The sequence below is a fragment of the Formosa agariphila KMM 3901 genome (assembly GCF_000723205.1).
Lineage (GTDB): Bacteria > Bacteroidota > Bacteroidia > Flavobacteriales > Flavobacteriaceae > Formosa > Formosa agariphila.
Genome location: NZ_HG315671.1, coordinates 2357578 through 2383812, shown reverse-complemented (window position 1 = coordinate 2383812; position 26235 = coordinate 2357578). Strand labels below are relative to the sequence as shown.

The window sequence follows — 26235 nt, the reverse complement described above, 5'->3', positions numbered from 1 at the left end:
TCATGATATTTCTATTTCAAAGTCATATAGAATGAGATTTTTGAAATTCGTTTATCAGAACGACTTAAACCTTATTGAATAATTTATTTTTTCTTAGGTGTAAATACAGGAAGTAATTCGGTTTTAACCTCACCAAAACCAATTCGTGTACCGTCGTTTTCACAGAATCCTCGCATGATAACAGTATCGTAATCGTTAATAAAATTACGTTCTGTACCATCCTTTAAAGTGATGGGTTGTGTGCCTTTAATTGTTAATTCTAACATCGAACCTAAAGATTCTGGTGTAGGACCAGAGATAGTTCCACTACCCATTAAATCTCCTGAGTTTACAGGGCAACCATTAATGGTATGGTGAGCCAGTTGCTGAGACATATTCCAATACATATGCTTGAAGTTTGAACGACAAACAATAGTTTCTTTTTCTTTTTTAGGCTGAATTGCCACTTCTAAATTAATATCGAAACTTTTCTTGCCTTTGGTTTGTAAGTAAGGCATTTGTGGTTTAATAGGTTTTGGTCCTTGAACTCTATAAGGTTCTAAAGCATCTAAAGTTACAATCCATGGTGACATAGACGAAGCAAAGTTTTTAGATAAAAATGGACCTAATGGTGCATATTCCCAACTCTGAATATCTCTAGCACTCCAATCGTTAAACAATACTAATCCAAAAATATATTCTTCTGCTTCATTCACAGGAATTGGTTCTCCTAAATCATTCGCATCAGTGGTAATAAATGCTAACTCTAATTCAAAATCAATACGCTCAGATGGTCCAAAAACAGGGTCTTTAGCACCTTGAGGTAAGGTTTGTCCTTGTGGTCTATGAATTGGAATTCCAGATGGAATTATAGACGAACTTCTTCCATGATAACCAATTGGTATATGTAACCAGTTAGGAAGTAAAGGTTCTTCAGGTCCTCTAAACATAGTTCCAAGATTAGTGGCGTGTTCAATATTTGAATAGAAATCTGTATAATCTCCAATCTGCACAGGAAGTTGCATTTCAATTTCATCTAAACGAAACAATACAACTTCTTTATGTTGTTTGTTAAGTTTTAAAGTATCATTTTCATCATCAAAAATATCAGCAATTTTATTACGTACTGCACGCCAAGTTTTTCTACCGTCGGCAATAAAATCGTTAAGAGTGTCTTGAAGGAATATATCGTCTGTTAAAGGGATGTCATTAAAGTAACCCAATTGATGCAAAGCACCAAGGTCGATTGCTGTATCTCCAATACGCGTACCTATTGTAATAATGTCGTCTCGGGTAAGAAATACACCGAAAGGAATATTCTGTATAGGGAAATCCGAATTCTTATCGACATGTAGCCATGTTTTGCGACCTGGATTGTTGGCTGATATTTGCATAACGTAATTTTGTGGTTTGTTTAATAAATTATATTCAAATATATGTTTTTTGGTGTATTTAACTAATCTATTTCCTATTTTTGAGGAATTTTTAACGATAAATATAATGATGCAACGCGACGAACAAATTTTTGAATTAATAGAAGCAGAAAAACAACGCCAATTACATGGTTTAGAGTTAATTGCTTCAGAAAACTTTGTAAGCGACCAAGTTATGGAAGCTGCAGGTTCTGTTTTAACTAATAAATATGCTGAAGGTTACCCTGGTAAACGCTACTATGGCGGTTGCGAGGTTGTAGATGAGGTAGAGCAAATCGCGATTGATCGTGCTAAAGCACTTTTTGGAGCTGCTTATGTAAATGTTCAGCCACACTCTGGAAGTCAGGCAAATACAGCTGTTTTTGCAGCCTGTTTAAAACCTGGTGATAAAATTTTAGGTTTCGACTTATCTCACGGTGGACATTTAACACACGGTTCTCCTGTAAATTTCTCAGGAAAATTATATAACCCAACATTTTACGGTGTAGAGCAAGAAACGGGAGTTTTGAACTACGATAAAATTCAAGAAATAGCAACTAAAGAACAGCCAAAATTAATTATTGCTGGTGCTTCTGCGTATTCTCGTGATATCGATTTTAAGAGATTCAGAGTAATTGCAGATAGTGTTGGTGCTATTTTAATGGCCGATATTTCTCACCCTGCAGGTTTAATTGCAAAAGGTATTTTAAACGATCCAATTCCGCATTGTCACGTTGTAACAACAACAACACACAAAACGTTAAGAGGGCCAAGAGGTGGAATGATTATGATGGGGGAAGATTTTGATAACCCATTCGGAATTACACTTAAAAACGGAAATAAAAGAAAAATGTCTTCTTTATTCGATTCTGCTGTATTCCCAGGAAACCAAGGTGGACCATTAGAGCACATTATTGCGGCTAAAGCGATTGCTTTTGGTGAAGCACTTACAGATAATTACCTAACTTATATGTTACAAGTTAAGAAAAATGCTTCAGCTATGGCTGATGCGTTTGTAGCAAAAGGATATAACATTATTTCTGGTGGGACAGATAACCATATGATGCTTATTGATTTAAGAAACAAAGAAGTGTCTGGAAAACAAGCTGAAGAAGCATTAGTAAAAGCAGATATTACAGTAAACAAAAACATGGTGCCTTTCGATGATAAGTCTCCCTTTGTTACCTCTGGTATTCGTATTGGAGCGGCTGCAATTACAACTCGTGGATTAAAAGAAAGCGATATGCAAACTATCGTAGATTTAGTTGATGAAGTTATTATGAACTTAGAAGACGAAGCGGTATTAGCTGCTGTTGGAACTAAAGTGAATGCACTTATGGCCGACAGACCATTATTTGTATTTTAATTAGAATATAATAGATATAATAAAAGGCTGCCAATTGGCAGCCTTTTATTATTTATGAATAGTTTTTCATAGGAATTGTAAGTGTATATTAAAAAGGTTTTACCCTTTTATTTATACTGACATAAATAAGACGTTTGCTCAGCGACCTTAACTTGAAATGTTTTGTTCGCTTCTATCTGATACGATTCTCCAGCTTTAAACGTTTTCCAATTGCTAGATTCTGGTAATAAAACCGTCATTGTACCTTCAATAACATTCATGGTTTCATGTTTGTCGGTGGCAAATTCGTAGGTTCCTGCTTCCATAACGCCTAAGGTCGATGCACCTGTAGCCGATTGGTAGCCTAAAGATTTTACATTGCCATCAAAGTAAGTATTAGATGATATCATAATATGTGTATTTTTTTAAGAATGAAACTTAAAAGTATAACAATGCTTTGGAAGCAACAAAGGAATTACTAGGGAATCCCAATCTAAGCTGTTGAGTGCCAATAATGAAAAAATCGCCTAAAAATTGCTTTCTAGACGATTTCTCTTATTTAATGACCGATTTGGGAATTAATCATTAAAATAAAATCCGTTTGGAGAAATACCAGTGGTAAATGAATTTAGGTATGTTCCAGAAGTATTATACGTATACACTGCTCCTGCAGAAGCATAGTCTTTAGCGTCTCCAATATATATAATGTTGTCTTCTACTTCAAATCCGTAAATACCAAAAGCACCTTGAGAAGCAACATCTATTAGTGCAGTGGTTGGTAAGGCAGCATTTAGTCCTTTAGTGTATACTTCAGTACCTAGTGTATAGTATACAATATCATCTTCAATTTTTAAATGAGATGGGTGTACACCAACTTCAAAATCTAATACTTCTGCTACAGAATTATCAGACATATTAATTTTTGTAATTGCACCTGGAGTTTCTTCTCCAGTAAACCAATCATATTTTCCTGAAGATAACACATATAAGTATCCGTCTTCTTCTTCCATAGTGTCTGGAATATCTGCAACAGTTATAGTAGTTTCAACAGTGTTGTTAGCTAAATTAATTACAGAAATGGTATTTCCAAAACCATAACCACCTTTATGGGCTACATATAATTTACCATCTTCTTCAACTAAGGCTTCTGGACCTTCAGCAACAGATATTGTAATTTCTACTGTATTGGTACTGCTGTTTATTACGGCTATAAAATCGTCTGTAGAATCGTTAGGGTCTCCCCAGTTACTAACATATCCTTTATCATCTTCAAAAACAATATATCTAGGTGTATAAATACCTTCAGAAATGGTAGTAATATCCATCATAGTATAACGGTCTACCACTTTAACAACGTTAGAGTTGTTAATCGCGATATAGGCTTTATCATCTTCGAAAGCCATACTCTGGGCCACATCACCTAAAGTCTCACCATTTTTAGTAGAGTAAATATCATTTGTTAGTTCGTCAGCCGCATTAATAAATGAGATAGAGGCATTATTTTTTGTAAATGCACCTTCGTTTAATACCAAAGTCCCATAATCGTAATCGCCTTTTGGTAAATCATTATCGTCGTCATCGCTGCTACAAGAGCTAAAAAGTGCGGCACTAGCAAATGCCACGGCAAAAAGTGTATTGATTTGTTTCATAGTTAAATAATTATATATTAAAGTTTAAATAAATTGAATAATGTCGTCCGGGCATAAACCTGTTTTCTACACTTTGGTAATTAACATTCCAAAGGTTGTTTACTTTTCCGCCAAGCGTTAGTGTGTTACAAATAGCATAATCTATCCCTATATTTGAAACCTGATAGGCATCTAATTCATATCTAGACAAATTATCGGTTGTGGTAAAAACACTGCCTACGGCTAACCATTGGTATACGGCGGAAATCTTTTTATAGTTGTATCCTAAACTAGCTGTTGCTTTGTGGTAAGGCACATAAATAAGTTGCTTTTTGGTGTCCTTATTTTCAGAAACGGTATACGCATAGGTTCCGTTAACGGAGATGTGATGTTCTCCAAAATCATGTTTATAACCTGCCAAGGCTTCTAGGCCATAAGTCATAACATGGTCTGTATTAATAGGTCGCCATAAACTGCCATTTGGTACCCAACGAATCATATCACTAATGTCATTATAATAAGCTGTTAGAGATATATTAGCGTTTTTAAACTGTAAATGATTCCCGATTTCTGCTTGATAGGCCGTTTCTGGAGCTAAATCAGGATTTCCGCTACCTTCCCAATACAAATCATTAAACGTAGGAATTCTGAAGTTTTTAGAACCGTTAACTGTAATGGTGTACGGCTTGGCAACTTGAAATTGTAAGCCTACATTATATAGAAACGGACTGTTATAGGTATTAGTCACCTCTTGTCTGATTCCCATTTCATATAAAAACCACGAATTTAATTGATGTTTAAAAAGCAGGTTCGAGCTACCAATATGTCGCTTTTCGTTTGCTATACTAGACCCTTCAGCATTATTTTGGGTATAGTCTATAATTCCGTTTACAGTAACATTATCTGTAGGGACGTAGGTCACATCGTATTTTGCGATAACCGTTTCAGCAGATCCAAATGTATAAGTATCGGTGTTTATATTTCCGAAGTATTTATAGTTTTCACTTAAATAGGCGAGTTTTAATTTGGTGGTAATTGTATTGTAAAAGCTCTGCCATTCGATTAATTGTCGTGTGTTAAAGTCTTTATATTTAGTGGGCGTTTCTGTAGGCAGAATTAAGGACAAATGCCGTTCGCCATCAAACACATAACTGTAAAAATTTAGTAGATGTTTTGGGTTAAGTCGGTAACTCAGATTAGCGGTGAGACTCGTGTTGTAATAATTTCCGTTATGGTTGTAATCATCAGAATTCACAAAATCGTAATCATTATCAGAGCTATTTCTACTGATTCCAATATTAGCGCTCAATCGGTTTACTGTAACATTGGCTTTATAATCTAGCAGAAACGTATTAAAACTTCCGTAGTTAGTCAGTAAGCTGTTTTGAAAACCTTCAGAATAATTGAACCTATTATTTAAATGAATACTGCCACCTATAGCACCGCTGCCGTAAATGACACTGCCACCGCCACTACGCACACTAACATTATTAAAACTAGAGGTGTTTATGGTATTAAAATCGGTTTGTCCATTCAGCTGCGAATTGATATTAATGCCATTCCAAACTACAGCGGTTTGTTGAGCAGTCGTACCCCGAAAAGCAGGTGAGGAGACCATACCTAATCCGTTTTCCTTAAAATAAATTGGAGTGTTGTAGTTTAACAAGGACGTTAGTAGTGGCTGATTGACGCGTAACACGCTATCATTTAGCTGTAACACAGATTGGGTGTCACTAAACAGTTTTAGTTGGCTATCGGTGGTAATTAAAACTTCATCTAATTTCTGGATAGAATCGTTTTGTGCAAGGAGTACCGTAGGAACACACACGAAAAATAAAAAAAATAGGATTAGTTTTTGTTTCATATATCTTAAGACCTTTTGCCCGAAAGTCAGTTATTTATGCTGAATTTGGCAGGTCTCCTGACTTTCGTCTTGTTATTTACCTTCCCAGTTTTAATTGAAACCAGTGGTGTATTGAAGTTTTAATAACAAGCATTTTGCAAAGCAAAACTAAGATTACAGTTGCGGGAACAGTTTGAGATTTACACTCAATTCCCATTTAATCCATCACGTTACATGATATGAACCAAAATTCGATTCAAAAATAAGACATTTATTAATATTCAGTATGCTAAACCTAGTTTATTTGTAGGGTAGTTTTTTTCAAAAATTTAAAGACCTTATTGATATGAACTTTTGAATGTTATTTTGAGTGAAGTAAGTTTTAATTATTCAAAAATAAGAGGTAGAGCTATGTGAAGTATACGAGTGGTTAAGCCAAATTAATTTAATTAAAAAATCATTTATTTTAATTTGTCTAGATTTTATATGCTTACATTTGAAGTGTTTTTACTGTTAAATAAATTAGTAATTATTATTTTTATCAGTTATAAATCGCTCATTTTAAAGATTAATTAAATGAATTCTTTTCAGTTAAAATATTTTATTATCGTCTTTTTTGTGCTCGCTTTTAGTTGTAAAAACGACACTAAATCGGTGGAAATACCTGAAGAACATAGTATAGAACTGGTATTAAAACATGCAAAAGGGTTTTCTGTGAAAACGTTCGAAAATTATAAAATTCTTGAAATTTATAGTCCGTGGCCCAAAGCAGAAAAAACATTTAAATATGCATTAGTCGATAAGACAAACCCTAATAAAGCGTCTTTAAACTCTGATGATTTTGATGCTGTAATTTCTGTGCCATTAGAGCGTGTTGTGGTGACATCTACAACCCATTTACCAAGTTTAGAATTGTTAGATGTGGCATGTACCTTAATAGGGTTTCCGGGTACACAATATGTGTCTTCAGAAAACATAAGAAAAAGAATTGAAAGCAAAGATATTCGTGAACTGGGTAAAAACGAAGGGATAAATACAGAAGTACTTTTAGAATTACATCCCGATGCTGTAATTGCATTTGGTGTAGATGGTAGTAACCGGTCTTTAGAGATGATTAAGAATGCCAATATACCTGTGATTTTTAATGGAGATTGGGTAGAAGCTTCGCCTTTAGCCAAAGCAGAATGGATAAAATTATTTGGTGTACTATTTAATAAAGAAGCTAAAGCCTATAAGGTTTATAACGATATTGAATCTGAATATTTAAAAGCCAAAACCTTAGCCGAAAATGTAACAGAAAAACCAAGTGTTTTTAGCGGAGCTATGTATAAAGATGTTTGGTATATGCCAAATGGAACGAGTCCTGAAGCACAACTTTTAAAAGATGCAAATGCTAATTTTCTTTGGAAAAACACACAAGGCTCAGGAAGTTTAGCTTTAAATTTTGAAACCGTATTTAACAAGGCTAAAATGGCTGATATTTGGATTAATCCTTCTATATATTCAAGTTTAAACGATTTGGTAGACGCCAATGTACACTACACCAAATTTGATGCGTTTAAGCAGCAAAACATCTATACCATGTCTAATACAAAAGGCGCCACAGGCGGGGTGTTGTATTATGAGTTGGGACAGTCTAGACCAGATTTGGTTTTAAAAGATTTAATTAAAATTTGTCATCCAGAACTGCTTCAAGATCATGAATTGTTCTTCTTTAAAAAGCTAAATTAATTGCCAAATTCACAGACATATAGAAACGCGTTTATAGTCTTAATTCTTCTACTGTTTTGTAGTTTTTTTATTAATATCAGTTTGGGATCTGTGTCTATTCCGTTACGAGATGTTTTTCATAGTATTTTTGGTACGTCAAGTAACGAATCTTGGCGTTACATCATTCTAAATTATAGATTACCAAAAGCCATTTCAGCCATATTAGTTGGTTCGGGTTTAGGAATATCTGGACTTTTAATGCAAACGTTATTTCGTAATCCGTTGGCAGGACCATTTGTTCTTGGTATTAGTTCAGGGGCGAGTTTAGGAGTGGCTTTAGTGATTTTAGGTTCTGGGCTTTTTGGTGGAACATGTGCTGCTTTATTAACGTCTAAATGGAGTGTGGTTATTGCCGCAAGTTTAGGGAGTTTTATGGTGTTATTGGCGGTGTTAATTGTATCGTCACGGGTACGAGATACCATGTCGATTTTAATCATCGGACTTATGTTTGCAAGTATAACAGGTGCCATAGTGGGCGTCTTATCTTATTTCAGTTCTGCAGAACAATTACAACGTTATGTCTTCTGGGGCTTTGGTAGTTTAGGGAATTTATCATGGCAAGAATTAACTGTTTTTGGAGCAATTTATAGCGTAGGATTATTATTGAGTTTGGGATCTATAAAAGCATTAAACACGTTATTATTAGGCGATAATTATGCGAAAAGTCTAGGATTGAATTTAAAACAAAGCCGACTGTTTATTATTTTAGCCACGAGTTTGTTGGCAGGAACAATTACCGCTTTTGCTGGCCCAATAGCATTTATCGGATTAGCCATTCCGCACGTTACCCGCTTAGTTTTTAATACCTCTAATCATAAAATACTATTACCAGCGGTGCTTTTAGTAGGCGGTGTTATTATGCTAATTTGCGACACTATTGCACAAATTCCTAATAGCGATTATACGTTACCAATTAATGCCATTACGTCTTTAGTAGGAGCGCCTATTGTAATATGGTTGTTGGTTAGAAAACGAAATTTGATGTTTTAAAATGAAGGGAAATAAGAAACATATCATTTTAAAAACAGAGCATTTAAGCATTGGTTATCGGTCTAAATCCGAAAACCATGTTGTGTCTAAAGACATTAATATTGCTTTAAACGAAGGTGAATTGGTTGGGTTAGTTGGAGGAAACGGCATTGGTAAATCGACTATGTTACGCACGCTTACTAATACGCAAGAAGCTCTTAGTGGACAGGTTTTTATAAATGATAAAGCAGTAAATACTTATGGTGCTTTAGAATTAGCACAAGTATTGAGTATTGTTTTTACAGAAAAATTAACCTCTAAAAACTTATCGGTTTTCGAGTTAGTGGCTTTAGGGAGACAGCCGTATACCAATTGGATTGGAACCTTATCTGATTTAGATTTAGAGAAAGTAACGCATGCCTTACAACTAACAAATATTGAATCTTTAAAAGATAAAAAATGTTTTGAATTAAGCGACGGCCAACTTCAGAAAGTCATGATTTCTCGTGCCTTAGCGCAAGATACCCATCTAATTATTTTAGATGAACCCACGACGCATCTAGATATGTATTACAAAGCATATACATTAAAATTACTTCAAAAGTTGGCTAAAGAAACGGGGAAAACCATTTTGTTTTCGTCTCACGAAATTGACTTAGCGATTCAACTCTGCGATAAAATGATTGTAATGACTCCAGAACACGTGGTGTCCGATTCACCATGTAATTTAATTCAGCAAGGCGTGTTTTCTACTTTATTTCCCGATGATTTAATTCAGTTTGATGCCTCTACGGGAAGTTTTCGTGTGAATAAATAAGTTCTGAAATCTTCTAAATTCCATTCTTTTCCTTCGATTAAAAACGAGTATATTTGAGTCATTTCAAAATAATTTCATGAACGATACTATTATATTATTAGCATCTATAAGTGTTTCAGCTCTTGTAGGTGGATTTATAGGGTTTACCATTTCTAAACTAAAAAGTAAAGGAGAATATAGTCGGATAGAAGAACGCTATTCTCAATTACTTCAACAGTTTTCTGAATTTAAAAAAGAAACAGTATCTCAAAATTTGAAGCAAGACGAAGCGTTTAAATTTCAGTTAGAAGCACTTCAAAAGAACATTTCAAAAATTGAAAGTGATCGCGAAGACATTCGCAGAGAGAAAGAGTTTTTAAACTCAGAATTAGCTCGTAGAAATTCAGAATATGAGAATCTTCAGCAGCAAAATTTTCAGCGAGAAAAAGATGTTATAAAACAGCAAGAACAGCTTCGTAAAGATTTTGAATTGATGGCGAATAAGATTTTAGAAGAGAAGTCTGAGAAATTTACACATCAGAATAAAGAGAATTTAAAACAGATTTTAAATCCGTTACATGAAAAAATTCAAGGGTTCGAAAAAAAAGTAGACGATTCTCAGAAAGAAAGTATAAGCATGCATTCGGCATTAAAAGAGCAATTGCTTGGGTTAAAAGATTTGAACCTGCAAATGACGAAGGAAACCTCTAATTTAACGCGCGCCTTGAAAGGAGATAGCAAAATGCAAGGAAATTGGGGCGAATTAGTTTTAGAGCGTGTGTTAGAAAAATCGGGATTAGAAAAAGATAGAGAATACTTTGTACAACAAAATTTTACGCTTACTGACGGTTCCCGTGTGTTACCCGATGTGGTTTTACATCTTCCAGATGCTAAGAAAATGATTATCGATTCTAAAGTCTCTTTAACAGATTACGAACGTTATGTAAATGCTAATGATGATTTTGACAAAGCTGCATTTTTAAAAGCACATGTAAATTCTATTCGTAGACATGTTGAGCAATTGTCGGCAAAGAATTATCAGGATCTTTACGACATAGAATCTCCAGATTTTGTGTTAATGTTTATTCCTATAGAACCCGCATTTGCTATTGCTTTAAACGAAGATAATGCATTGTATAATAAAGCGTTCGAAAAGAATATAGTTATTGTAACGCCTACAACTTTATTGGCTACTTTACGGACTATAGATAGTATGTGGAATAACGAAAAACAACAACGTAATGCATTAGAAATTGCAAAATTAGCAGGTTCACTCTACGATAAATTTGAAGGTCTTATTAAAGATTTAACTGCTGTTGGAAAGAAAATAGACGATGCTAAAAAAGATTATTCTTCGGCCATGAATAAATTAGTAGATGGTCGTGGTAATTTAGTAACAAGCGTAGAAAAGCTTAAAAGAATGGGGGCAAAGGCAAAGAAGTCGCTTCCTGAACCAATAATTAAACGAGCTTTAGAAGAAGAATAAAAAAAAGCAGCTTTTTAAAAGCTGCTTTTGTGTATATATTTTAAAATAATGACTTCTAATACGGTTCAAAATCTTCTTTAGTGGCTCTTGGTTTTTCGTATTCTTCAACGTGTACTTTATCGTGAGTAAACAAATTGACAACGATTAAAACAAATCCAATTAACAGTAGTGTAATTACTACAAAATTATCCAGAATATCTAGTAATCCACAAATAGTAAATCCTAGTGCGACTGCAACAGTTAATATAAAAGAAGTTTTGTCAGAAAACATATGTATTTCAAGTATTAAATTCCTGTATAATTACTAGGAGTAATATCTTTTAACTCTAATTTTATAGTGTCTGAAACTTCTAAAGTGTCAATGAAATTCGAGATAGATAATTGATTTATTTTTTCGTTTGTTCGCGTTAATCCTTTAAGCGCTTCATACGGATTTGGATATCCTTCGCGACGTAATATGGTTTGAATAGCTTCGGCAACAACAGCCCAGTTATTCTCTAAATCTAGAGCAAATTTGTCGGCATTTAAAAGTAATTTATTTAATCCTTTTAAAGTCGATTCAAATCCAATTAATGTATGTCCGAAAGGTACACCAACATTTCTTAATACGGTACTATCTGTTAAGTCACGTTGTAATCTAGATATCGGTAACTTTCCAGCAAGGTACTCAAAAATGGCATTTGCCATACCTAAATTTCCTTCACTGTTTTCAAAATCGATAGGGTTTACTTTATGTGGCATTGCAGAACTTCCTACTTCTCCTGCTTTAATACGTTGTTTAAAATAGTCCATAGATACGTAAGTCCATATGTCACGATCTAAATCTATTAATATATTATTAATACGTTTAACATTGTCAAATAAAGCTGCCATATGGTCGTAGTGCTCGATTTGCGTTGTAGGAAACGAATGGTGTAAACCTAATGTGTCTTGTACAAAAGCATTACCAAATGCTTTCCAGTCAATTTGCTTATACGCAACATGATGTGCGTTGTAGTTTCCTGTTGCTCCACCAAATTTGGCAGCATGAGGAACGGTTTCTAATAATTTAAACTGTTCGTTTAATCGAACTACAAAAACGTCTATTTCTTTACCTAAGCGTGTAGGAGAAGCTGGTTGTCCGTGTGTTTTTGCTAACATAGGAACATCTCTCCATTCAATAGATAATGCTTCTAACTTTTCTTTTACAGCTAAAAATTTAGGAATGTAGACCTCGTTTAAAGCGTCTTTAATACTTAATGGGATTGCTGTATTGTTAATATCTTGCGATGTTAATCCGAAGTGGATAAACTCTTTAAATTCTGCAATGTTTAAAGCGTCAAATTTTTCTTTAATAAAATACTCAACAGCTTTAACATCATGATTTGTAACACTTTCAATTTTCTTAATGGCTAAAGCATCTTCAGTAGAAAACGATTTGTAAACCTCACGTAATGCTTCAAAAAGACTGTTATCGAATCCTTTTAGTTGTGGTAACGGAATTTCGCAAAGGGCAATAAAATATTCAATTTCTACTTGAACTCTATATTTAATTAAAGCTTCTTCAGAAAAATAAGGAGCTAAAGAACTTGTTTTGCTTCTATAACGACCATCTATTGGCGAGATCGCATTAAGTGTTGATATTGACATGTGTAGTTAATTTTTTTTAAAGGCCAAATATACGCATTTCATAGCCTTTTATAGGAGATATTATAAAAGGATTTCGTTAAATATTTTATAGAAATGTTAATAGTTTAAATTTCTATTTTTTAGACTTTATACGTTTTAAAATTTGGCGGGCTCTTGCTTTATAAGCTGCGCTTTGGCTAGGGAAGTCGCGTTCTAAAATAACGACTAATTCGGGGTGAATCCATGGAAATTCCTTTCCTAACATATATAAAGTCGACATGGCATATGCTTTTGTAGCCACTTTTTCGTCATTAATCATATAATCAAAACATACCGAAATTATACGTTCTTTATGTTGCTTTGAAAACATAAACTCTAATAAGCTATTTTCCGGTATCTTAATATTTTTTGCCAAATATTCGCATATTTTTGCCACAGGACGCACAGCAGAATCTAAATGGACAAGATGTATTTTAGAAGTGAATTCATCTAAATAAGGCAGTAAGATGAGTAAATTTTTTTTACAAACAAATTCTAATACCCATCCAGCACGACATGATCGTTTATCGTCTACCATAAATAGGATATCTAGTAAATTATCAATTAATGATGGGTCATCTAAAATAAGTTGGGTGTACTGCACCCGCTTTTCAAGAGAGTGATTCACATCATTTAATTGTTCGTAAAGTTGTGCTGTAGTCACTTAATTGTTATATTTTTAATTACTAAATTTAAATAAATGAAAGGTATTAAGAAAATATTATTGCTAATTTTAGTAGTGTTTGTAATTGCTCAGTTTTTTAAACCAGAACAAAATATAGGAGACTTAACGTCTATAGAACCCTTTCTTGAAGAAACAAATCCTCCAGAAAATGTTAGACTTATTTTAAAAGAGTCTTGTTACGATTGCCATAGCAGTCATACAAATTATCCGTGGTACAGTAACATAACGCCTGTAAATTATTTTATGGCAGACCATGTAAATGACGGTAAAAAACATTTCAATTTTAGTAAATGGAATGCATATTCTCTGAAGAAAAAAGACCATAAAATTGAAGAGTTAATCGAGATGGTAGAAGCTAAAGAGATGCCGTTGGAGTCGTATACTTGGATGCATGCCAATGCAAAATTATCTGATGCCGACATTGCATCTATAAAAGAATGGGCAGAACATTTGCGTATAAAATTTACTTTAATGCCGCAGCCCGAATAAATGAAAGTAGACGTACTTATTATTGGTTTTGTATGGCCTGAGCCTAAATCGTCTGCAGCGGGAAGCCGGATGATGCAGCTTATTGAAGCCTTTCAATTACAAAATTACCAGATAACTTTTGCGAGTCCAAGTAGTAAAAGTGAGCAAAGCGCCGATTTAAATGCACTAGGAATAAAGGAAAAAACGATTGAACTTAATCATTCTAGTTTCGATGATTTTATTACCGAATTAAATCCTGATATCGTTTTGTTCGACCGCTTTATGATGGAAGAGCAATTTGGTTGGAGAGTAACAGAATGTTGTCCGAAAGCTATCAAAATTTTAGATACCGAAGATTTACATTGTTTACGAAAAGGGCGTCAGCAGGCATATAAAGACCAAGTCGAATTTAGTGATGCTTATTTGTTTAGTGACCTTGCAAAACGTGAAATTGCAAGTATTTACAGATGCGATATAAATATTATGATTTCTGAAGTTGAAATGGACATCTTAACACAGAAATTTAAGGTTCCAGAAGACTTATTGTTGTATGTGCCTTTTATGTTAGAAACAATTTCTGAAAACACACAACAAGGTGTACCAACATTTAATGAGCGTGAAGACTTTGTTACTATCGGAAATTTTCTGCACGAACCCAATTATCAATCGGTCTTGTATTTAAAGCAAACGCTTTGGCCACTTATAAAAAAGCAACTTCCAAAAGCAGAACTTCATATTTATGGCGCTTATGCGTCGCAAAAAGTAAATCAGTTACATCAACCTAAAGACCGTTTTTTTATTAAAGGGTTTGCAGACGATGTAAATGAAGTGATGAAACAGTCCAAAATTTGTATAGCGTCCTTAGTTTTTGGAGCTGGATTAAAAGGGAAATTGGTAGATGCCATGATTAACGGAACACCATGTGCCATGTCTTCTATCGCTGCTGAAGGTATGTTTGGAACACAACAACCAAACGGCTTTATTGAAGACGATGCCGAGGTATTTGCTAAGCAAGCCGTAGACTTATATACCAATGAAACGCTTTGGAATGAAAAACAAGCATACGGATTTAAAAACTATAATTCCCGATTTAATAAGTCGTACTTTCAGCAACAGTTTCTAGAGCGTATTCACAACATTAAAAAGCATTTAGAACGACATCGCTTATCTAATTTTACAGGCAGTATGTTGCAACATCATAGTATGCAAAGCACTAAATTTATGTCGCGATGGATTGAAGAAAAGAATAAACTGAATTAGTTAAATACACCCTATGGATTGGAGTTTAATTTTACAACTTGCTTACATTCTAATTGTACTGTTGGTTTGCTTGCGTGTTATTTACGATACCAATAACATTACAAAAACACTGTCGTATTTACTACTCGTTGTATTTGTTCCATTTTTTGGTATAATATTCTATTTTTCTTTCGGAATGAACTACAGAACACGAAAGATTTATAGTAAAAAACTCTTCAGTAATATTAAGTTCGAAAGGCAATTAGAAGTTCAGTTAAAACATTATACACAGAAAATAATAAAAAATAAAGGCGAACTTCTAGAGTCTAATAAAAGGTTGATTCATTTATTGTTTACTGAAATTTCTAGTCCGTTAACCAATAAAAATGAAGTAGATGTTTTACTTAATGGAGAACAGAAATTTCCGGAAGTTTTTAAAGCTATTGAAGCGGCTAAATATCATATTCATATAGAATATTACATTTTTACAGACGATACCATAGGGCGCAAAATTGAAGCACTTTTAATTAAAAAGGCGAAAGAAGGTGTGAAAATTAAATTTATGTACGATGACTTCGGAAGTAGTTCTATCCGGAAAAGTTTGGTTTATAGATTGCGAGATGCCGGCATAGAAGCCTATCCGTTTTACAAAGTAAAACTCATTTATTTAGCGAATAGGATGAATTATAGAAACCACCGTAAGATTATTGTTATCGATGGTCGTGTTGGTTTTGTTGGAGGAATAAACGTTAGCGATCGATATATAAATAACAACAATAATATAGAACCTTCTACGTATTGGAGAGATACGCATTTAAAGATTCAAGGTCCAGCAGTTTGGTATTTGCAATATCTGTTTTTATGCGATTGGAATTTTTGTGCAAATTGTGAAATAGAACCGCAAGCGCATTTATTTCCCGACCTCGATACTTTTGAAACAAAATCTAATATTGCGGTACAAATCGCAGCTAGTGGTCCAGATTCGGAAACACCAACCATTCTATATTCACTGTTACAGGCAATAAGTTTAGCCGAGCGCGAAATTCAAATTACCACGCCTTATTTCGTGCCAAACGAAAGTATTATGGATGCATTATGTATCGCCTCTATGAGTGGCGTAAAAGTGAAACTTTTGGTGCCACGGTCCTCAGATTCTAGAATTGTAAATGCAGCCGCAAGTTCGTATTACGAAAAATTACTTCAATCGGGCGTAGAAATTTATCGCTATAACAAAGGATTTATTCATGCAAAAACAATGGCTATAGACGATGAAATTGCTATTGTTGGTTCCGCAAATATGGATATGCGTAGTTTCGATTTAAATTTTGAAGTGAACGCTATCGTGTATGATAAAGGTGTAAATAAACAGCTTAAAGAGGCTTTTAATACCGATTTAAAAGATGCAGATCAAATTGATTTAGAACGCTGGCAAACACGTACTTGGTATCATGAACTTACAGAGAAAGTCGCGCGATTATTATCACCTTTACTCTAGGGTTTAGATGTTAATGGCGAAATCTTTGTAGTGGATATGCTAGACCTAAGATGCTAAAACAAGTTCTGTATAACGGCTAAATATTAGCGATGATTACGTCTTTATTCTGAAATACAAATAGTTGATAATTCTTAAATTTCAAGATTATAATTTCAAGCTATGTATTAAAGTTAGGCGTTTGTTCTTGATTTATCAGTTTCCAACTCACAACTCACTAAAACTCAACTTTTCTTCAAGTTTTTAATCCTACTAAATAGGGTAGGATGCGAGTAATGCATAAACACATACGCCGGATGTGGCGTTAAATTGCTCAAACTGGTTTTAGATAATTTCTTAAGTGACGTTATCAAGTCGTTAGCATTATAAGTGTTTTTAGCATAATCGTCGGCTTGATATTCAAATTTTCGCGAGAAGATGTTCATTACCAGACTGGTTAACTCACTTATCGGACTGTAAAGCAATCCGAAGGCGATTAATCCCACGTGGAAACTAGGAATCTCAACACCAATAGCATGAGATAATAACGGGTTTGAAATGAATAGCGATAACACAAAAAGAGTTACGCCTGTAAGTAAAATAGAAGCCAACAGATTAAAAATAATATGCTTCTTTTTATAATGCCCAACTTCGTGAGCGAGTACAGCCACAATTTCGTTTTCGGTTAAATCGTTAATTAAAGTATCGTATAAAGTAACTCGTTTTTCGCTTCCAAATCCAGAGAAATACGCATTGGCTTTGGTACTACGCTTGGAGCCATCTATAACAAAAATATTATCTAATTTAAAACCTACAGTGTTTGCATAATTAGAAATTTTTTCTCGTAAACTACCATCTTCTAAAGGCACTTGTTTATTAAAAAGAGGTACAATTAATTTAGCATAAAACATATTCATTAATAGGCTAAATACAGCAATTAAAGCCCAAGCATAAAGCCAAAACTGTTCGCCTGCTATATCGTAAAACCAAATAATAAGGGCCAAAATTCCACCTCCAATTATGGCAAGCATAAACCAACCTTTTATCTTATCTATTATAAAGGTAGTCTTTGTGGTTTTGTTAAACCCGAATTGTTCTTCAATAACAAAAGTCTGATAATAATTAAAAGGCGTCGTTAAGATATCGCTTCCCATCATTATTATTCCAAAGAAAATAATGGCTATAATAATTGGATTATCACTAAAACTTCTCGCAATATTATCTACAAACTCAAAGCCATCTAGTGCTAAAAAGACTAAGGTTAAAACAATAGAAAAGGTAGATGTTATTAAACCAAATTTATAATTTGTTGCCTTATAGCGTTGCGATTTTTTATACGCTTCGTCATCATATACATCTTGTAGCTCTGTAGGTAATGCATCGTTAAAATGTTTAGCATTTAAGGCATCCAAAACCTTATCGACTATAAAATCGATAATAATTATGGCAATTATAATGTAAAATAAGGTCGTAGAAGTCATAAATTAAAAAGGGAATTTAACTGAAAAATTAAGCGAATTGACGCTGACGTTTAGCTTCGAAAACTAAAATTCCCGCGGCTACAGAAACGTTCATAGAATCGATTTCGCCTTGCATTGGAATAATAATATTTTGTGTGGCCTGATTTCTCCACGCTTCGCTTAAACCTGTAGCTTCGGTACCAACCACCAAAGCTGTTGCTGTGGTATAGTCTTGTGTGTGATAAGGTTTTGAAGCTTGTAATGCCGCACAAAAAATATTAATGTTTTTGGATTTTAAAAACGAAATAATGTCATCGGTACTGCCCGAAGCCACTTGATTGGTAAAGACACAACCTACACTAGACCGAATAATATTTGGATTGTATAAGTCCGTTTTAGGATTCGCTATAATAAAAGCATCTACATTCGCGGCATCGGCAGTTCTTAATAACGCACCTATATTTCCTGGTTTTTCTGGAGCTTCAGCAATTAAAATTAAAGGATTAGGTTTATCGAAAGTCAAGTCGGATAAGTCTAATGTTTTAGATTGAGCTATGGCTATAACGCCTTCGGTAGTATCGCGATAGGCCAATTTTTGGTACACATCTTTAGAGACTTGAATAATTTCGGTAGCGGCCGATGTTAACGTTTCAATTTGAATATTGTCAATATAATCATTGCAGTATAAAAGCGTATCTATGGTATACTGTCCCTTTAAAGCGAGGGAAATTTCACGTTGCCCTTCAATTAAAAATGTTCCCGATTTTTTGCGGTCTCGAGACTTGTCTTTTAACTGAACCAACTGTTTGATGTAACTATTTTGAGTGCTTGTAATATCTTTCATAAACTAAAAAAAACAAAAGTAAATGTTTTAGATGTAATTAATACCTTTTGAATTCGTCAAAGACCGTAAATCATTATAAAATACTATGAAAAACATTTTACTACTTTTATTTATTGTTGCTTTCGCATCTTGTAAGCAATCTACCGAAAAGAAAACCACAGAACAGGCAACGTTAGAAGAAGTCGTTACTCAAGACACGGCATCTAAAAACTACCCAGAGAATATAGCAAAGGTCTTTGAAGCGCATGGTGGTTTAGAGGCTTGGAATGCGATGCAAACTTTAGCATTTACGATGCAAAAACCAGATGGGGCAGAGGTTACGACTACCGAATTAAAAAGTAGAAAAGCGCATATTGAAATGCCAAACCACGTGTTAGGTTATAATGGGAAAGATGTGTGGTTAGAATCTAAATATACTACAGCTTACAAAGGAAAACCTAAGTTTTATTATAATTTAATGTTTTATTTCTATGCAATGCCTTTTGTATTAGCAGATGATGGAATTACATATAGTGATGCAGAACCATTACGTTTTGAAGGTGTGGAATATCCAGGAATTAAAATTTCTTATGGTGCAGAAGTAGGTTCGTCGCCAGATGATGAATACATTATTTATTATGATGCTAAAACGAATGAAATGACTTGGTTAGCTTATACCATGACCTTTTTTGCTAAAGAGAAAAGTAAAACATTCAGCTATATTAAATATGGAGATTGGCAAGATGTAAATGGTGTGAAATTACCAAAGGCGATACAATGGTATAATGTGGTAGATGGAAAACCTGTAGATGTGAAAAAAGAAGTTGAGTTTTCTGATGTAAACATATCTGAAGACAAGAAAGATGCTTCATTTTATGATGTTTCTGAAGGTGCGGAAACGATAGAATAATCTCACTATAAATACCAATAGATTAAAAATGTTAACAGAGCGCTTGATTTCGCTCTCTGTTAACATTTTTTATGTTACACCGGATTTTTCTGAAAATAATTCACCAATAGCGCAACGACATAACTATAACTTTCCATGCCGCCTTTCTGGTTATTTGCTTCTAAATACGAGTTGTAACTCATTTTAAAAAGTGGTTCTAACGGATTCTGATAGCTTTCCCAAAACACACGTGTTTCCTCATAATTCTTTAAAATTCCTATGTTTACTGTTTCTACAATATTTTCATACTGTTCTGGGTCGCGACGGTAAATTTCGTTTAAACAATGGCGCAGTCCAAATGCATACCCGGAGTATTTCATGTAAATATCATCGTTATTTATTGTGGCTAAACACCCAATAAAATTAGCTTCATTTTCGGCCGCATAACCTAATTGATGCGCCATTTCGTGAGCCGATGTGGTTGGGAATTTGTAAGAGGGAATTAAATAATCGACTTGCGCTTCATTAGTTAGTGGATTTAAATAACCACTGAAACCCATATACGTTAACGGTACACTGAATAAGGATTTTTTGATACTTCTTGGATGGTATTCGAGATGCGGATACTGTTCCTCTAGATTCTTATATCCTGATTCAGAACGTTTAAATATTTCCGATTTACTATAAGGTATGTCAACTTTTATCGTGTCGTTTTTAGTAATTCCTAATTGAAGACTGTTTGTTTTTTGAATTAATTCTTGAGTTACAGAAATTAGCTGCTCTGTAGTGTAATCGGCTTCTAAATTTAAATTCTGATGCAGTGGTAGTCGGTAATAATTCATGCCCCAGAACAAATGGAAGGCGAAGTATAATAAGGTTACTGCCGATAAAATATCGATTAGCCATTCTTGTGTATTTCTAAAGAAACCTTTTCTATTTACAATCAGCCACCTCACGATATAAATAATACCGAAAGCATAAACCAAATCGCCAAACGAAAAGGGAATCCAACCTAAGCCGTATCGCAATATTTTAGAAATTATAGGGTATATCCCATTACTATAATAATGTTCTATGATTTCCGGGTAATTCGATAAGAATCTTACTAGAAAATATACGGGAAGCAACGAAAATGCTAGATATGTTTTTGGGTTTTTAAGCATGCCTCAAAAATAGGCAAATGTTTGTAATTGCTTAATGCTAATACGTACCTTTGTGAAACATTATAAAACGAAATTATGAATTCAGAAATAAGAGCATTAGAACCAAAAGCCCTTTGGAACAAATTTGCAGATTTAAATGCTGTGCCAAGAGCCTCGAAAAAAGAAGAGCAAGTCATTGCCTTTATGAAAGATTTTGGAACGTCTTTAGGATTGGAAACTATTGAAGATGAAGTTGGAAATGTTATTATAAAAAAGCCCGCTAGTGCAGGAATGGAAGATAGAGCGCCTATCGTGATGCAATCGCATTTAGATATGGTTCACCAAAAAAATAACGATACCGTATTCGACTTTGCTACACAAGGTATTGAGATGTTAGTCGATGGAGATTGGGTGCGTGCCAATGGTACAACTTTGGGAGCAGATAATGGTTTAGGAGTAGCTACAATTATGGCTATTCTTGAAAGTAACGAAATTGCTCATCCGCCACTTGAGGCTTTATTTACTATAGATGAAGAAACTGGAATGACAGGTGCACAAGGTTTAAAAGGAGGTGTTTTAGAAGGAAACATTCTTTTAAATTTAGATACTGAAGAAGATGATGAAATTGGTGTAGGTTGTGCAGGAGGAATCGATGTTACGGCAACAAGAACGTATGAAGAAGAAGAAACACCTGAATTTAAATTAGGATATAAAATTACTGTTAACGGCTTACAAGGTGGACATTCAGGAATGCAAATTCACGAAGGTTTAGGAAACTCGAATAAGATTTTAAATCGCTTATTATTTGACGGATTTGAAAACTTCGGTTTACGTATTTCTGAAATTGATGGCGGAAGTTTACGTAATGCAATACCAAGAGAAAGTAAAGCTATAGTTGCTGTAGATGCAATTCATCAAGAGGCTTTCGAATTAGAAATGAAACTTCAAGGTGCTACAATTCAAGAGGAATTAAAAACAATGGAACCAGATTTAAAGGTGACTGTTGAAGCTGTAGAATTACCTGAAACTATTATGAACTTAGGTGTGCAAGAAGGCTTAACTAGAGCCTTATATGCCGCGCATAATGGGGTATACCGTATGAGCGCTGATATTCCTGAATTGGTAGAAACGTCTAATAATATTGCTCGAGTACTTGTAAAAGACGGTCATATTAAAATAAGCTGTTTAACTCGTTCTTCAGTAGATAGTTCTAAATGGGATTTAGCAAACACATTGCGTTCTGCATTCGAATTAACAGGATGTGAAGTGGAGTGTACGGGAGATTATCCAGGATGGGCACCAAATATGGATTCGTCTATCTTAAAAGTATTAGATACCACTTACCAAAAAATGTACGGTGAAAAAGCACATGTAGCCGCATGTCACGCCGGATTAGAATGTGGTATTATTGGTTCTAACTATCCAGATATGGAAATGATTAGTTTTGGACCGACAATTAAAGGGGCGCATTCTCCAGACGAACGCGCTAGTATTTCTTCAGTACAGAAATACTGGAACTTTGTTCTTGAAATTTTGAAGGAGATTCCTAAAAAATAGGGAGACTATGATGTCTTAAATTACAAGACAGTTTATAAACATTAAAAAATCTGGTGAAAGTCTTTTTCACTGGATTTTTTTTGGTTAAAAAAGAACCATATATTCTAAGATTTTTAGAATGTCATTGGTCATCAATAAATTTTCTGTGCTAATTATATTTTTTATTGTAATTTTTATATTGACATGTTTGTCAGTTATTTAAGTGTTTGTGTGTTAAGTTGAGATATGATATATGTCATAATTTAGTAAAATGAAAATTCGGATGTTTGTAAATCTTTTTGCTAAAAAAAGAGAAACTAAAAACGATTTTAATGAAAAAACTACATTCTTTCCACATCCCTGTAATGGGAATTGGATTTACCGCAGATACACCACTAAAGGTCTCTCATTTAGGAATAGATTCGGCTATTTCTCTAGTGGATGATATTTTACTTGAAAAACTTAGAAAGATGTATTGCAATATGTTTGAACTGCCATATGATGAAATTGATAATTCTCAATCAGATTTTAGAGCGAAACGCATCACGTCGTATTTAGATATGATACACGACGTTACCGAGGAGAAATTCAATCAGCTTAAAGAAGTGAATAAATCTTACACTGCTGAATTAAAACAGTATCTAAATTTATTACCTAGTACTTCAGAGATGAAATTTCAATTCTTAAATGCCATATCGGGGACACTTAACTTAGATAAGGCGAAGAAGTTTTTAACAGACAATTTAGTTAAAGGTAGTATAGATGTAAACATCATGACTAAGGTCGATAAAGACAACTTTAAGGATAAAAAGAAATTACCTATCGAATATAACGATGCACATGCAGCATTAAGAGGGTATGCAAATTCTAATTTAAGTTCGTCCTTAATACTATCGGCAGGAATGAACCCGAGTTTATTCAGTTATTTAGAAAATTTCATGGATTTTTATCCTGATGCTACGGGATACATTAAGAAAAAAGTAATATTAAAAGTAAGTGATTATAGATCAGCTTTAATTCAAGGGAAAATTCTGGCTAAAAAGGGAATCTGGATTTCAGAATTCAGAATAGAATCTGGGTTAAATTGTGGTGGTCATGCATTTGCAACTAATGGATTGTTGTTGGGACCAATCCTAAATGAGTTTACGACCAATAGAGAAAGCTTAATAAATGAACTTCACGATTTACTTACGAAAGCTTTAAAGGCTAAGGGATATTTTGTTCCTAAATCACCTTTACCGATACAAATTACTGCTCAAGGCGGTGTGGGAACATCAGAAGAGCATGATTTTCTATTACATAAATATAAGTTAGATTCTGTAGGGTGGGGAACACCTTTTTTATTAGTGCCTGAAGCAACTACTGTAGATGATGCTACGCTAAAACAATTAACAAAAGCAAAAGAGGAAGATTTATATTTGAGCAATATTTCTCCGTTAGGAGTGCCTTTTAATAGTATGAGAGGGAATACTAAAGATGCTGAAAAAGATAGAAATATTGAAAAAAACAGACCAGGTAGTGCGTGCCCTAAAAAGTTTGTGGCTCTAAATAAAGAGTTTTCAGAAGAAGGTTTGTGTACAGCTTCTAGACAATATCAGCATTTAAAAATTAAAAAGTTAGACGAGCTTAGTCTAGACAAAATCGCCTATAAAAAGGAGCTTGACAAAATAACGGTTAAATCGTGTACTTGTGTAGGTTTAGGAACATCTGCATTATTAAAGTATAATTTAGATACAAAAACAGAAGGTACTGGAGTTTCAGTTTGTCCTGGACCTAATATGGCGTATTTCTCAAAAATTCTGAGTTTAAAAGAGATGTCTTCTCATATTTATGGTGAAATTAAAAATATAGTAGCGCCTAGACGACCAAATATTTTTGTTAAAGAACTGACTATTTATGTAGATTATATTACAGATAAATTTAATGAATCTCCGATAATCTCTAATAAAAGAGAAGAAAAGTATTTTACGACTTTTATTAATAATTTAAAGTCGGGTGTGCTGTATTATGAAAGTATGTTAGAAGATACAAAAGATTATTTTGAAACCTCTAAGAACACTATTTACAAAAGTTTAAATTTTGAATTAGATCGATTAAAAGCACTACATGATAAGGTAAGTCTAGCCATTCAAGTTGTGTCTTAAATGAGGTTGTTTGTTTACTTGTTATGAGTTAATTTTAAAAAAGCCTTGTAGTTAACAAGGCTTTTTCATTAGAGATTAGCATTCATTGCTTAAAAGTCGATTGTAAGTTTATATAAAGTAGTTAGATTTTGTCTCATAATTTAATAATAAGTTTAGTTCTATATGGTTAGCTTTATCTCGTGATTTATAGATTGTATTTAAAGTATAATTGATTTAGTCTATAAAATTTTACGAGAACCCGAAAGCTATTTTGTATGTTCTTATCTAATTTCTGTAGACGAATACAAAGGTTTAGGAGTAAAAATAAATGCGATTTAGTTAATCATTTTTTAAGAGTTTACTAATTTTGAAATATAATACATAGTACTTAATCAATTGTAAATCAGTTGATTGTTATAAATTAGTGATATTGAGAGTTTTCGGTTGTTTAACTTAAAATTGTATTTTATAATTCGATTAATTTCTTAATATTTTGTAAATTTGATAAGGATTTCGTGGAAACGGAATTATATTTTTAAACCATTAAAAATTATAATTATGAGTAAAAGTGGAAACACCGTATTAGGTCTTTTAGCTGGAACAGCAATAGGTGCATTGTTTGGAATTCTTTATGCTCCAGACAAAGGAAGTAAAACAAGACAACGTTTGTCAGAAGAGGCTTTAGCTGCTCGTGATAAAATGAACAGTGAAGCTCACGACCTGAAAGAAAAAGTAAGTAGTAGTGCTCACGATTTAAAGGAAAAAGTAAATAGCAGCTTAAATACTAAAAAAGGAACTTTAGATGAGCAAATAGAATCTATAGTTACAGATGCCAGTCATAAAGCAGACGATGTTATTTCTAGTTTAGAAAAAAAGCTAGCAAAATTGAAAGATCAAAATAAGAAATATCAAAAATCATAATATATGAATATTTTTGAATCTTTAAATGAGACTTCAAATAAAGCTTCAGATATTGGTGAGACTTATATTAATAAATCTCACCAATATGTAAAGCTAAAAATCTTTCAACAGCTCACTCAAGTCATGAGTTTGCTAGGCAAGATGATTTTAGTAGGTGCCTTTTTATTTATTGCATTCATGTTTTTTGCAATTTCGGCAGCTATTGGTATCGGGTATTGGTTAGATAATATGGCTTATGGAGCTTTAGTTGTTGGTGGATTATTTTTAATTTTTGCTGTTATTGTTTATGTGTTAAGAAAACGAATTGACAATAAATTTATAACAACCATGTCACAAAATTTCTTTGATTAACGTATGAAAAAAGTTTACAATTCTTTTGATGAGATAAATTACGAATTAAAACGCCTAGATTTAGAGCGTAAAATTGCTTGGGAGGAATTAAAAGGTCTTAAAGGCGATGTTAAGGAAGATTTACAACCACTTAATTGGGTTCAAACGGCATTGAGTTATACGGCTAAAATAGGATCTTTCGTAATGTTTAAAAAATTTATGAAATAGCCCTATTGTATTTTTCGGATGCACTATTATTTCAATATTATAACT

General features: G+C 33.6%; 24 protein-coding genes and 1 riboswitch. Of the genes, 14 read left to right on the top strand and 10 right to left on the bottom strand.

Going from position 1 to position 26235, the window contains the following annotated elements:
* Positions 1-83: 83 nt before the first annotated feature.
* Positions 84-1373 (bottom strand): fumarylacetoacetase, encoded by a 1290-nt coding sequence (gene fahA / locus BN863_RS10260; RefSeq protein WP_038530216.1) that lies wholly within the window; start codon positions 1371-1373, stop codon positions 84-86.
* A 109-nt stretch (positions 1374-1482) separates the two neighbouring features.
* Between fahA and glyA the strand changes: the two genes are divergently transcribed.
* Entirely contained in the window at positions 1483-2757 is a 1275-nt protein-coding gene (glyA, locus tag BN863_RS10255) for a serine hydroxymethyltransferase (protein ID WP_038533459.1), read from the top strand.
* 107 nt (positions 2758-2864) lie between these two features.
* Here glyA and ppnP read toward each other — a convergent pair whose 3' ends face one another.
* The 3 genes from ppnP to BN863_RS10240 form a co-directional block, all read right to left on the bottom strand.
* The gene (gene ppnP / locus BN863_RS10250; RefSeq protein ID WP_038530213.1) at positions 2865-3146 is read right to left on the bottom strand and encodes a pyrimidine/purine nucleoside phosphorylase; all 282 of its coding nucleotides are present in this window, start codon (positions 3144-3146) and stop codon (positions 2865-2867) included.
* 168 nt (positions 3147-3314) lie between these two features.
* On the bottom strand, positions 3315-4385 hold the full coding sequence (locus BN863_RS10245; protein WP_051774684.1) for a YncE family protein: 1071 nt from the start codon (positions 4383-4385) through the stop codon (positions 3315-3317).
* A gap of 10 nt (positions 4386-4395) precedes the next feature.
* On the bottom strand, positions 4396-6228 hold the full coding sequence (locus BN863_RS10240) for a TonB-dependent receptor plug domain-containing protein (protein WP_038530211.1): 1833 nt from the start codon (positions 6226-6228) through the stop codon (positions 4396-4398).
* A 30-nt stretch (positions 6229-6258) separates the two neighbouring features.
* Positions 6259-6471: riboswitch (cobalamin riboswitch) on the bottom strand.
* Between the two features lie 312 nt (positions 6472-6783).
* Between BN863_RS10240 and BN863_RS10235 the strand changes: the two genes are divergently transcribed.
* The 4 genes from BN863_RS10235 (at position 6784) to rmuC (ending at position 11228) form a co-directional block, all read left to right on the top strand.
* Positions 6784-7938, top strand: coding sequence for an ABC transporter substrate-binding protein (locus tag BN863_RS10235; RefSeq protein ID WP_038530209.1), 1155 nt, complete (start codon positions 6784-6786; stop codon positions 7936-7938).
* Complete coding sequence (locus tag BN863_RS10230; RefSeq protein ID WP_038530207.1) at positions 7939-8967, top strand: FecCD family ABC transporter permease; 1029 nt, start codon at positions 7939-7941, stop codon at positions 8965-8967.
* Between the two features lies 1 nt (position 8968).
* Positions 8969-9763, top strand: coding sequence for an ABC transporter ATP-binding protein (locus BN863_RS10225; RefSeq protein WP_038530205.1), 795 nt, complete (start codon positions 8969-8971; stop codon positions 9761-9763).
* 76 nt (positions 9764-9839) lie between these two features.
* Positions 9840-11228 (top strand): DNA recombination protein RmuC, encoded by a 1389-nt coding sequence (rmuC, locus tag BN863_RS10220; RefSeq protein WP_038530203.1) that lies wholly within the window; start codon positions 9840-9842, stop codon positions 11226-11228.
* Positions 11229-11283: 55 nt separating this feature from the next.
* Here the strand turns inward: rmuC and BN863_RS10215 are convergent, their stop codons facing one another.
* From BN863_RS10215 to BN863_RS10205, 3 genes are all read right to left on the bottom strand, one after another.
* Positions 11284-11499, bottom strand: a complete 216-nt coding sequence (locus BN863_RS10215; protein WP_038530200.1) for a hypothetical protein — start codon at positions 11497-11499, stop codon at positions 11284-11286.
* Between the two features lie 14 nt (positions 11500-11513).
* Entirely contained in the window at positions 11514-12857 is a 1344-nt protein-coding gene (gene purB / locus BN863_RS10210; protein WP_038530198.1) for an adenylosuccinate lyase, read from the bottom strand.
* A 112-nt stretch (positions 12858-12969) separates the two neighbouring features.
* Positions 12970-13539: a hypothetical protein gene (locus BN863_RS10205; protein WP_038530196.1), complete on the bottom strand. Its 570-nt coding sequence runs from the start codon at positions 13537-13539 to the stop codon at positions 12970-12972.
* 36 nt (positions 13540-13575) lie between these two features.
* On the opposite strand from BN863_RS10205, the gene BN863_RS10200 reads away from it, so the two are divergent.
* From BN863_RS10200 to cls, 3 genes are read left to right on the top strand one after another with little or no spacing between them, the layout of a single operon-like run.
* Complete coding sequence (locus tag BN863_RS10200) at positions 13576-14049, top strand: heme-binding domain-containing protein (RefSeq protein ID WP_038530193.1); 474 nt, start codon at positions 13576-13578, stop codon at positions 14047-14049.
* Positions 14050-15288, top strand: a complete 1239-nt coding sequence (locus tag BN863_RS10195; protein WP_038530191.1) for a glycosyltransferase — start codon at positions 14050-14052, stop codon at positions 15286-15288.
* 13 nt (positions 15289-15301) lie between these two features.
* Positions 15302-16762, top strand: a complete 1461-nt coding sequence (gene cls, locus BN863_RS10190) for a cardiolipin synthase (RefSeq protein ID WP_038530189.1) — start codon at positions 15302-15304, stop codon at positions 16760-16762.
* Between the two features lie 221 nt (positions 16763-16983).
* Here the strand turns inward: cls and BN863_RS10185 are convergent, their stop codons facing one another.
* Together BN863_RS10185 and BN863_RS10180 are read right to left on the bottom strand one after the other, a co-directional pair.
* Positions 16984-18219: a M48 family metallopeptidase gene (locus BN863_RS10185; protein ID WP_038530186.1), complete on the bottom strand. Its 1236-nt coding sequence runs from the start codon at positions 18217-18219 to the stop codon at positions 16984-16986.
* A gap of 28 nt (positions 18220-18247) precedes the next feature.
* Positions 18248-19042, bottom strand: coding sequence for a TrmH family RNA methyltransferase (locus BN863_RS10180; protein WP_038530184.1), 795 nt, complete (start codon positions 19040-19042; stop codon positions 18248-18250).
* An 85-nt stretch (positions 19043-19127) separates the two neighbouring features.
* Between BN863_RS10180 and BN863_RS10175 the strand changes: the two genes are divergently transcribed.
* Positions 19128-19931 (top strand): DUF6503 family protein, encoded by an 804-nt coding sequence (locus BN863_RS10175; RefSeq protein WP_038530182.1) that lies wholly within the window; start codon positions 19128-19130, stop codon positions 19929-19931.
* A gap of 74 nt (positions 19932-20005) precedes the next feature.
* On the opposite strand, the gene BN863_RS10170 is transcribed toward BN863_RS10175, so the two are convergent.
* Complete coding sequence (locus tag BN863_RS10170; protein ID WP_038530180.1) at positions 20006-21073, bottom strand: DUF3810 domain-containing protein; 1068 nt, start codon at positions 21071-21073, stop codon at positions 20006-20008.
* Positions 21074-21148: 75 nt separating this feature from the next.
* Between BN863_RS10170 and BN863_RS10165 the strand changes: the two genes are divergently transcribed.
* The 5 genes from BN863_RS10165 to BN863_RS10145 all read left to right on the top strand — a co-directional run bounded on the left by BN863_RS10165 (position 21149) and on the right by BN863_RS10145 (position 26190).
* Positions 21149-22609, top strand: coding sequence for an aminoacyl-histidine dipeptidase (locus BN863_RS10165; protein WP_038530178.1), 1461 nt, complete (start codon positions 21149-21151; stop codon positions 22607-22609).
* Between the two features lie 311 nt (positions 22610-22920).
* Positions 22921-24732 (top strand): hypothetical protein, encoded by a 1812-nt coding sequence (locus BN863_RS10160; protein ID WP_038530176.1) that lies wholly within the window; start codon positions 22921-22923, stop codon positions 24730-24732.
* Between the two features lie 537 nt (positions 24733-25269).
* Positions 25270-25632: a YtxH domain-containing protein gene (locus BN863_RS10155; protein WP_038530173.1), complete on the top strand. Its 363-nt coding sequence runs from the start codon at positions 25270-25272 to the stop codon at positions 25630-25632.
* 3 nt (positions 25633-25635) lie between these two features.
* Complete coding sequence (locus BN863_RS10150) at positions 25636-25983, top strand: phage holin family protein (protein ID WP_038530170.1); 348 nt, start codon at positions 25636-25638, stop codon at positions 25981-25983.
* Positions 25984-25986: 3 nt separating this feature from the next.
* Complete coding sequence (locus tag BN863_RS10145) at positions 25987-26190, top strand: hypothetical protein (RefSeq protein ID WP_038530168.1); 204 nt, start codon at positions 25987-25989, stop codon at positions 26188-26190.
* Positions 26191-26235: the final 45 nt, after the last annotated feature.

What these genes read in the sequence shown, in the direction of transcription:
- purB (WP_038530198.1), bottom strand. Translation starts at nt 12,857, where the DNA reads ATGTCAATATCAACACTTAATGCGATCTCGCCAATAGATGGTCGTTAT.
- BN863_RS10155 (WP_038530173.1), top strand. Translation starts at nt 25,270, where the DNA reads ATGAGTAAAAGTGGAAACACCGTATTAGGTCTTTTAGCTGGAACAGCA.
- rmuC (WP_038530203.1), top strand. Translation starts at nt 9,840, where the DNA reads ATGAACGATACTATTATATTATTAGCATCTATAAGTGTTTCAGCTCTT.
- cls (WP_038530189.1), top strand. Translation starts at nt 15,302, where the DNA reads ATGGATTGGAGTTTAATTTTACAACTTGCTTACATTCTAATTGTACTG.
- BN863_RS10175 (WP_038530182.1), top strand. Translation starts at nt 19,128, where the DNA reads ATGAAAAACATTTTACTACTTTTATTTATTGTTGCTTTCGCATCTTGT.
- BN863_RS10145 (WP_038530168.1), top strand. Translation starts at nt 25,987, where the DNA reads ATGAAAAAAGTTTACAATTCTTTTGATGAGATAAATTACGAATTAAAA.
- BN863_RS10160 (WP_038530176.1), top strand. Translation starts at nt 22,921, where the DNA reads ATGAAAAAACTACATTCTTTCCACATCCCTGTAATGGGAATTGGATTT.
- BN863_RS10195 (WP_038530191.1), top strand. Translation starts at nt 14,050, where the DNA reads ATGAAAGTAGACGTACTTATTATTGGTTTTGTATGGCCTGAGCCTAAA.
- fahA (WP_038530216.1), bottom strand. Translation starts at nt 1,373, where the DNA reads ATGCAAATATCAGCCAACAATCCAGGTCGCAAAACATGGCTACATGTC.
- BN863_RS10180 (WP_038530184.1), bottom strand. Translation starts at nt 19,042, where the DNA reads ATGAAAGATATTACAAGCACTCAAAATAGTTACATCAAACAGTTGGTT.
- glyA (WP_038533459.1), top strand. Translation starts at nt 1,483, where the DNA reads ATGCAACGCGACGAACAAATTTTTGAATTAATAGAAGCAGAAAAACAA.
- ppnP (WP_038530213.1), bottom strand. Translation starts at nt 3,146, where the DNA reads ATGATATCATCTAATACTTACTTTGATGGCAATGTAAAATCTTTAGGC.
- BN863_RS10165 (WP_038530178.1), top strand. Translation starts at nt 21,149, where the DNA reads ATGAATTCAGAAATAAGAGCATTAGAACCAAAAGCCCTTTGGAACAAA.
- BN863_RS10170 (WP_038530180.1), bottom strand. Translation starts at nt 21,073, where the DNA reads ATGCTTAAAAACCCAAAAACATATCTAGCATTTTCGTTGCTTCCCGTA.
- BN863_RS10150 (WP_038530170.1), top strand. Translation starts at nt 25,636, where the DNA reads ATGAATATTTTTGAATCTTTAAATGAGACTTCAAATAAAGCTTCAGAT.
- BN863_RS10185 (WP_038530186.1), bottom strand. Translation starts at nt 18,219, where the DNA reads ATGACTTCTACGACCTTATTTTACATTATAATTGCCATAATTATTATC.
- BN863_RS10200 (WP_038530193.1), top strand. Translation starts at nt 13,576, where the DNA reads ATGAAAGGTATTAAGAAAATATTATTGCTAATTTTAGTAGTGTTTGTA.
- BN863_RS10225 (WP_038530205.1), top strand. Translation starts at nt 8,969, where the DNA reads ATGAAGGGAAATAAGAAACATATCATTTTAAAAACAGAGCATTTAAGC.
- BN863_RS10215 (WP_038530200.1), bottom strand. Translation starts at nt 11,499, where the DNA reads ATGTTTTCTGACAAAACTTCTTTTATATTAACTGTTGCAGTCGCACTA.
- BN863_RS10245 (WP_051774684.1), bottom strand. Translation starts at nt 4,385, where the DNA reads ATGAAACAAATCAATACACTTTTTGCCGTGGCATTTGCTAGTGCCGCA.
- BN863_RS10240 (WP_038530211.1), bottom strand. Translation starts at nt 6,228, where the DNA reads ATGAAACAAAAACTAATCCTATTTTTTTTATTTTTCGTGTGTGTTCCT.
- BN863_RS10235 (WP_038530209.1), top strand. Translation starts at nt 6,784, where the DNA reads ATGAATTCTTTTCAGTTAAAATATTTTATTATCGTCTTTTTTGTGCTC.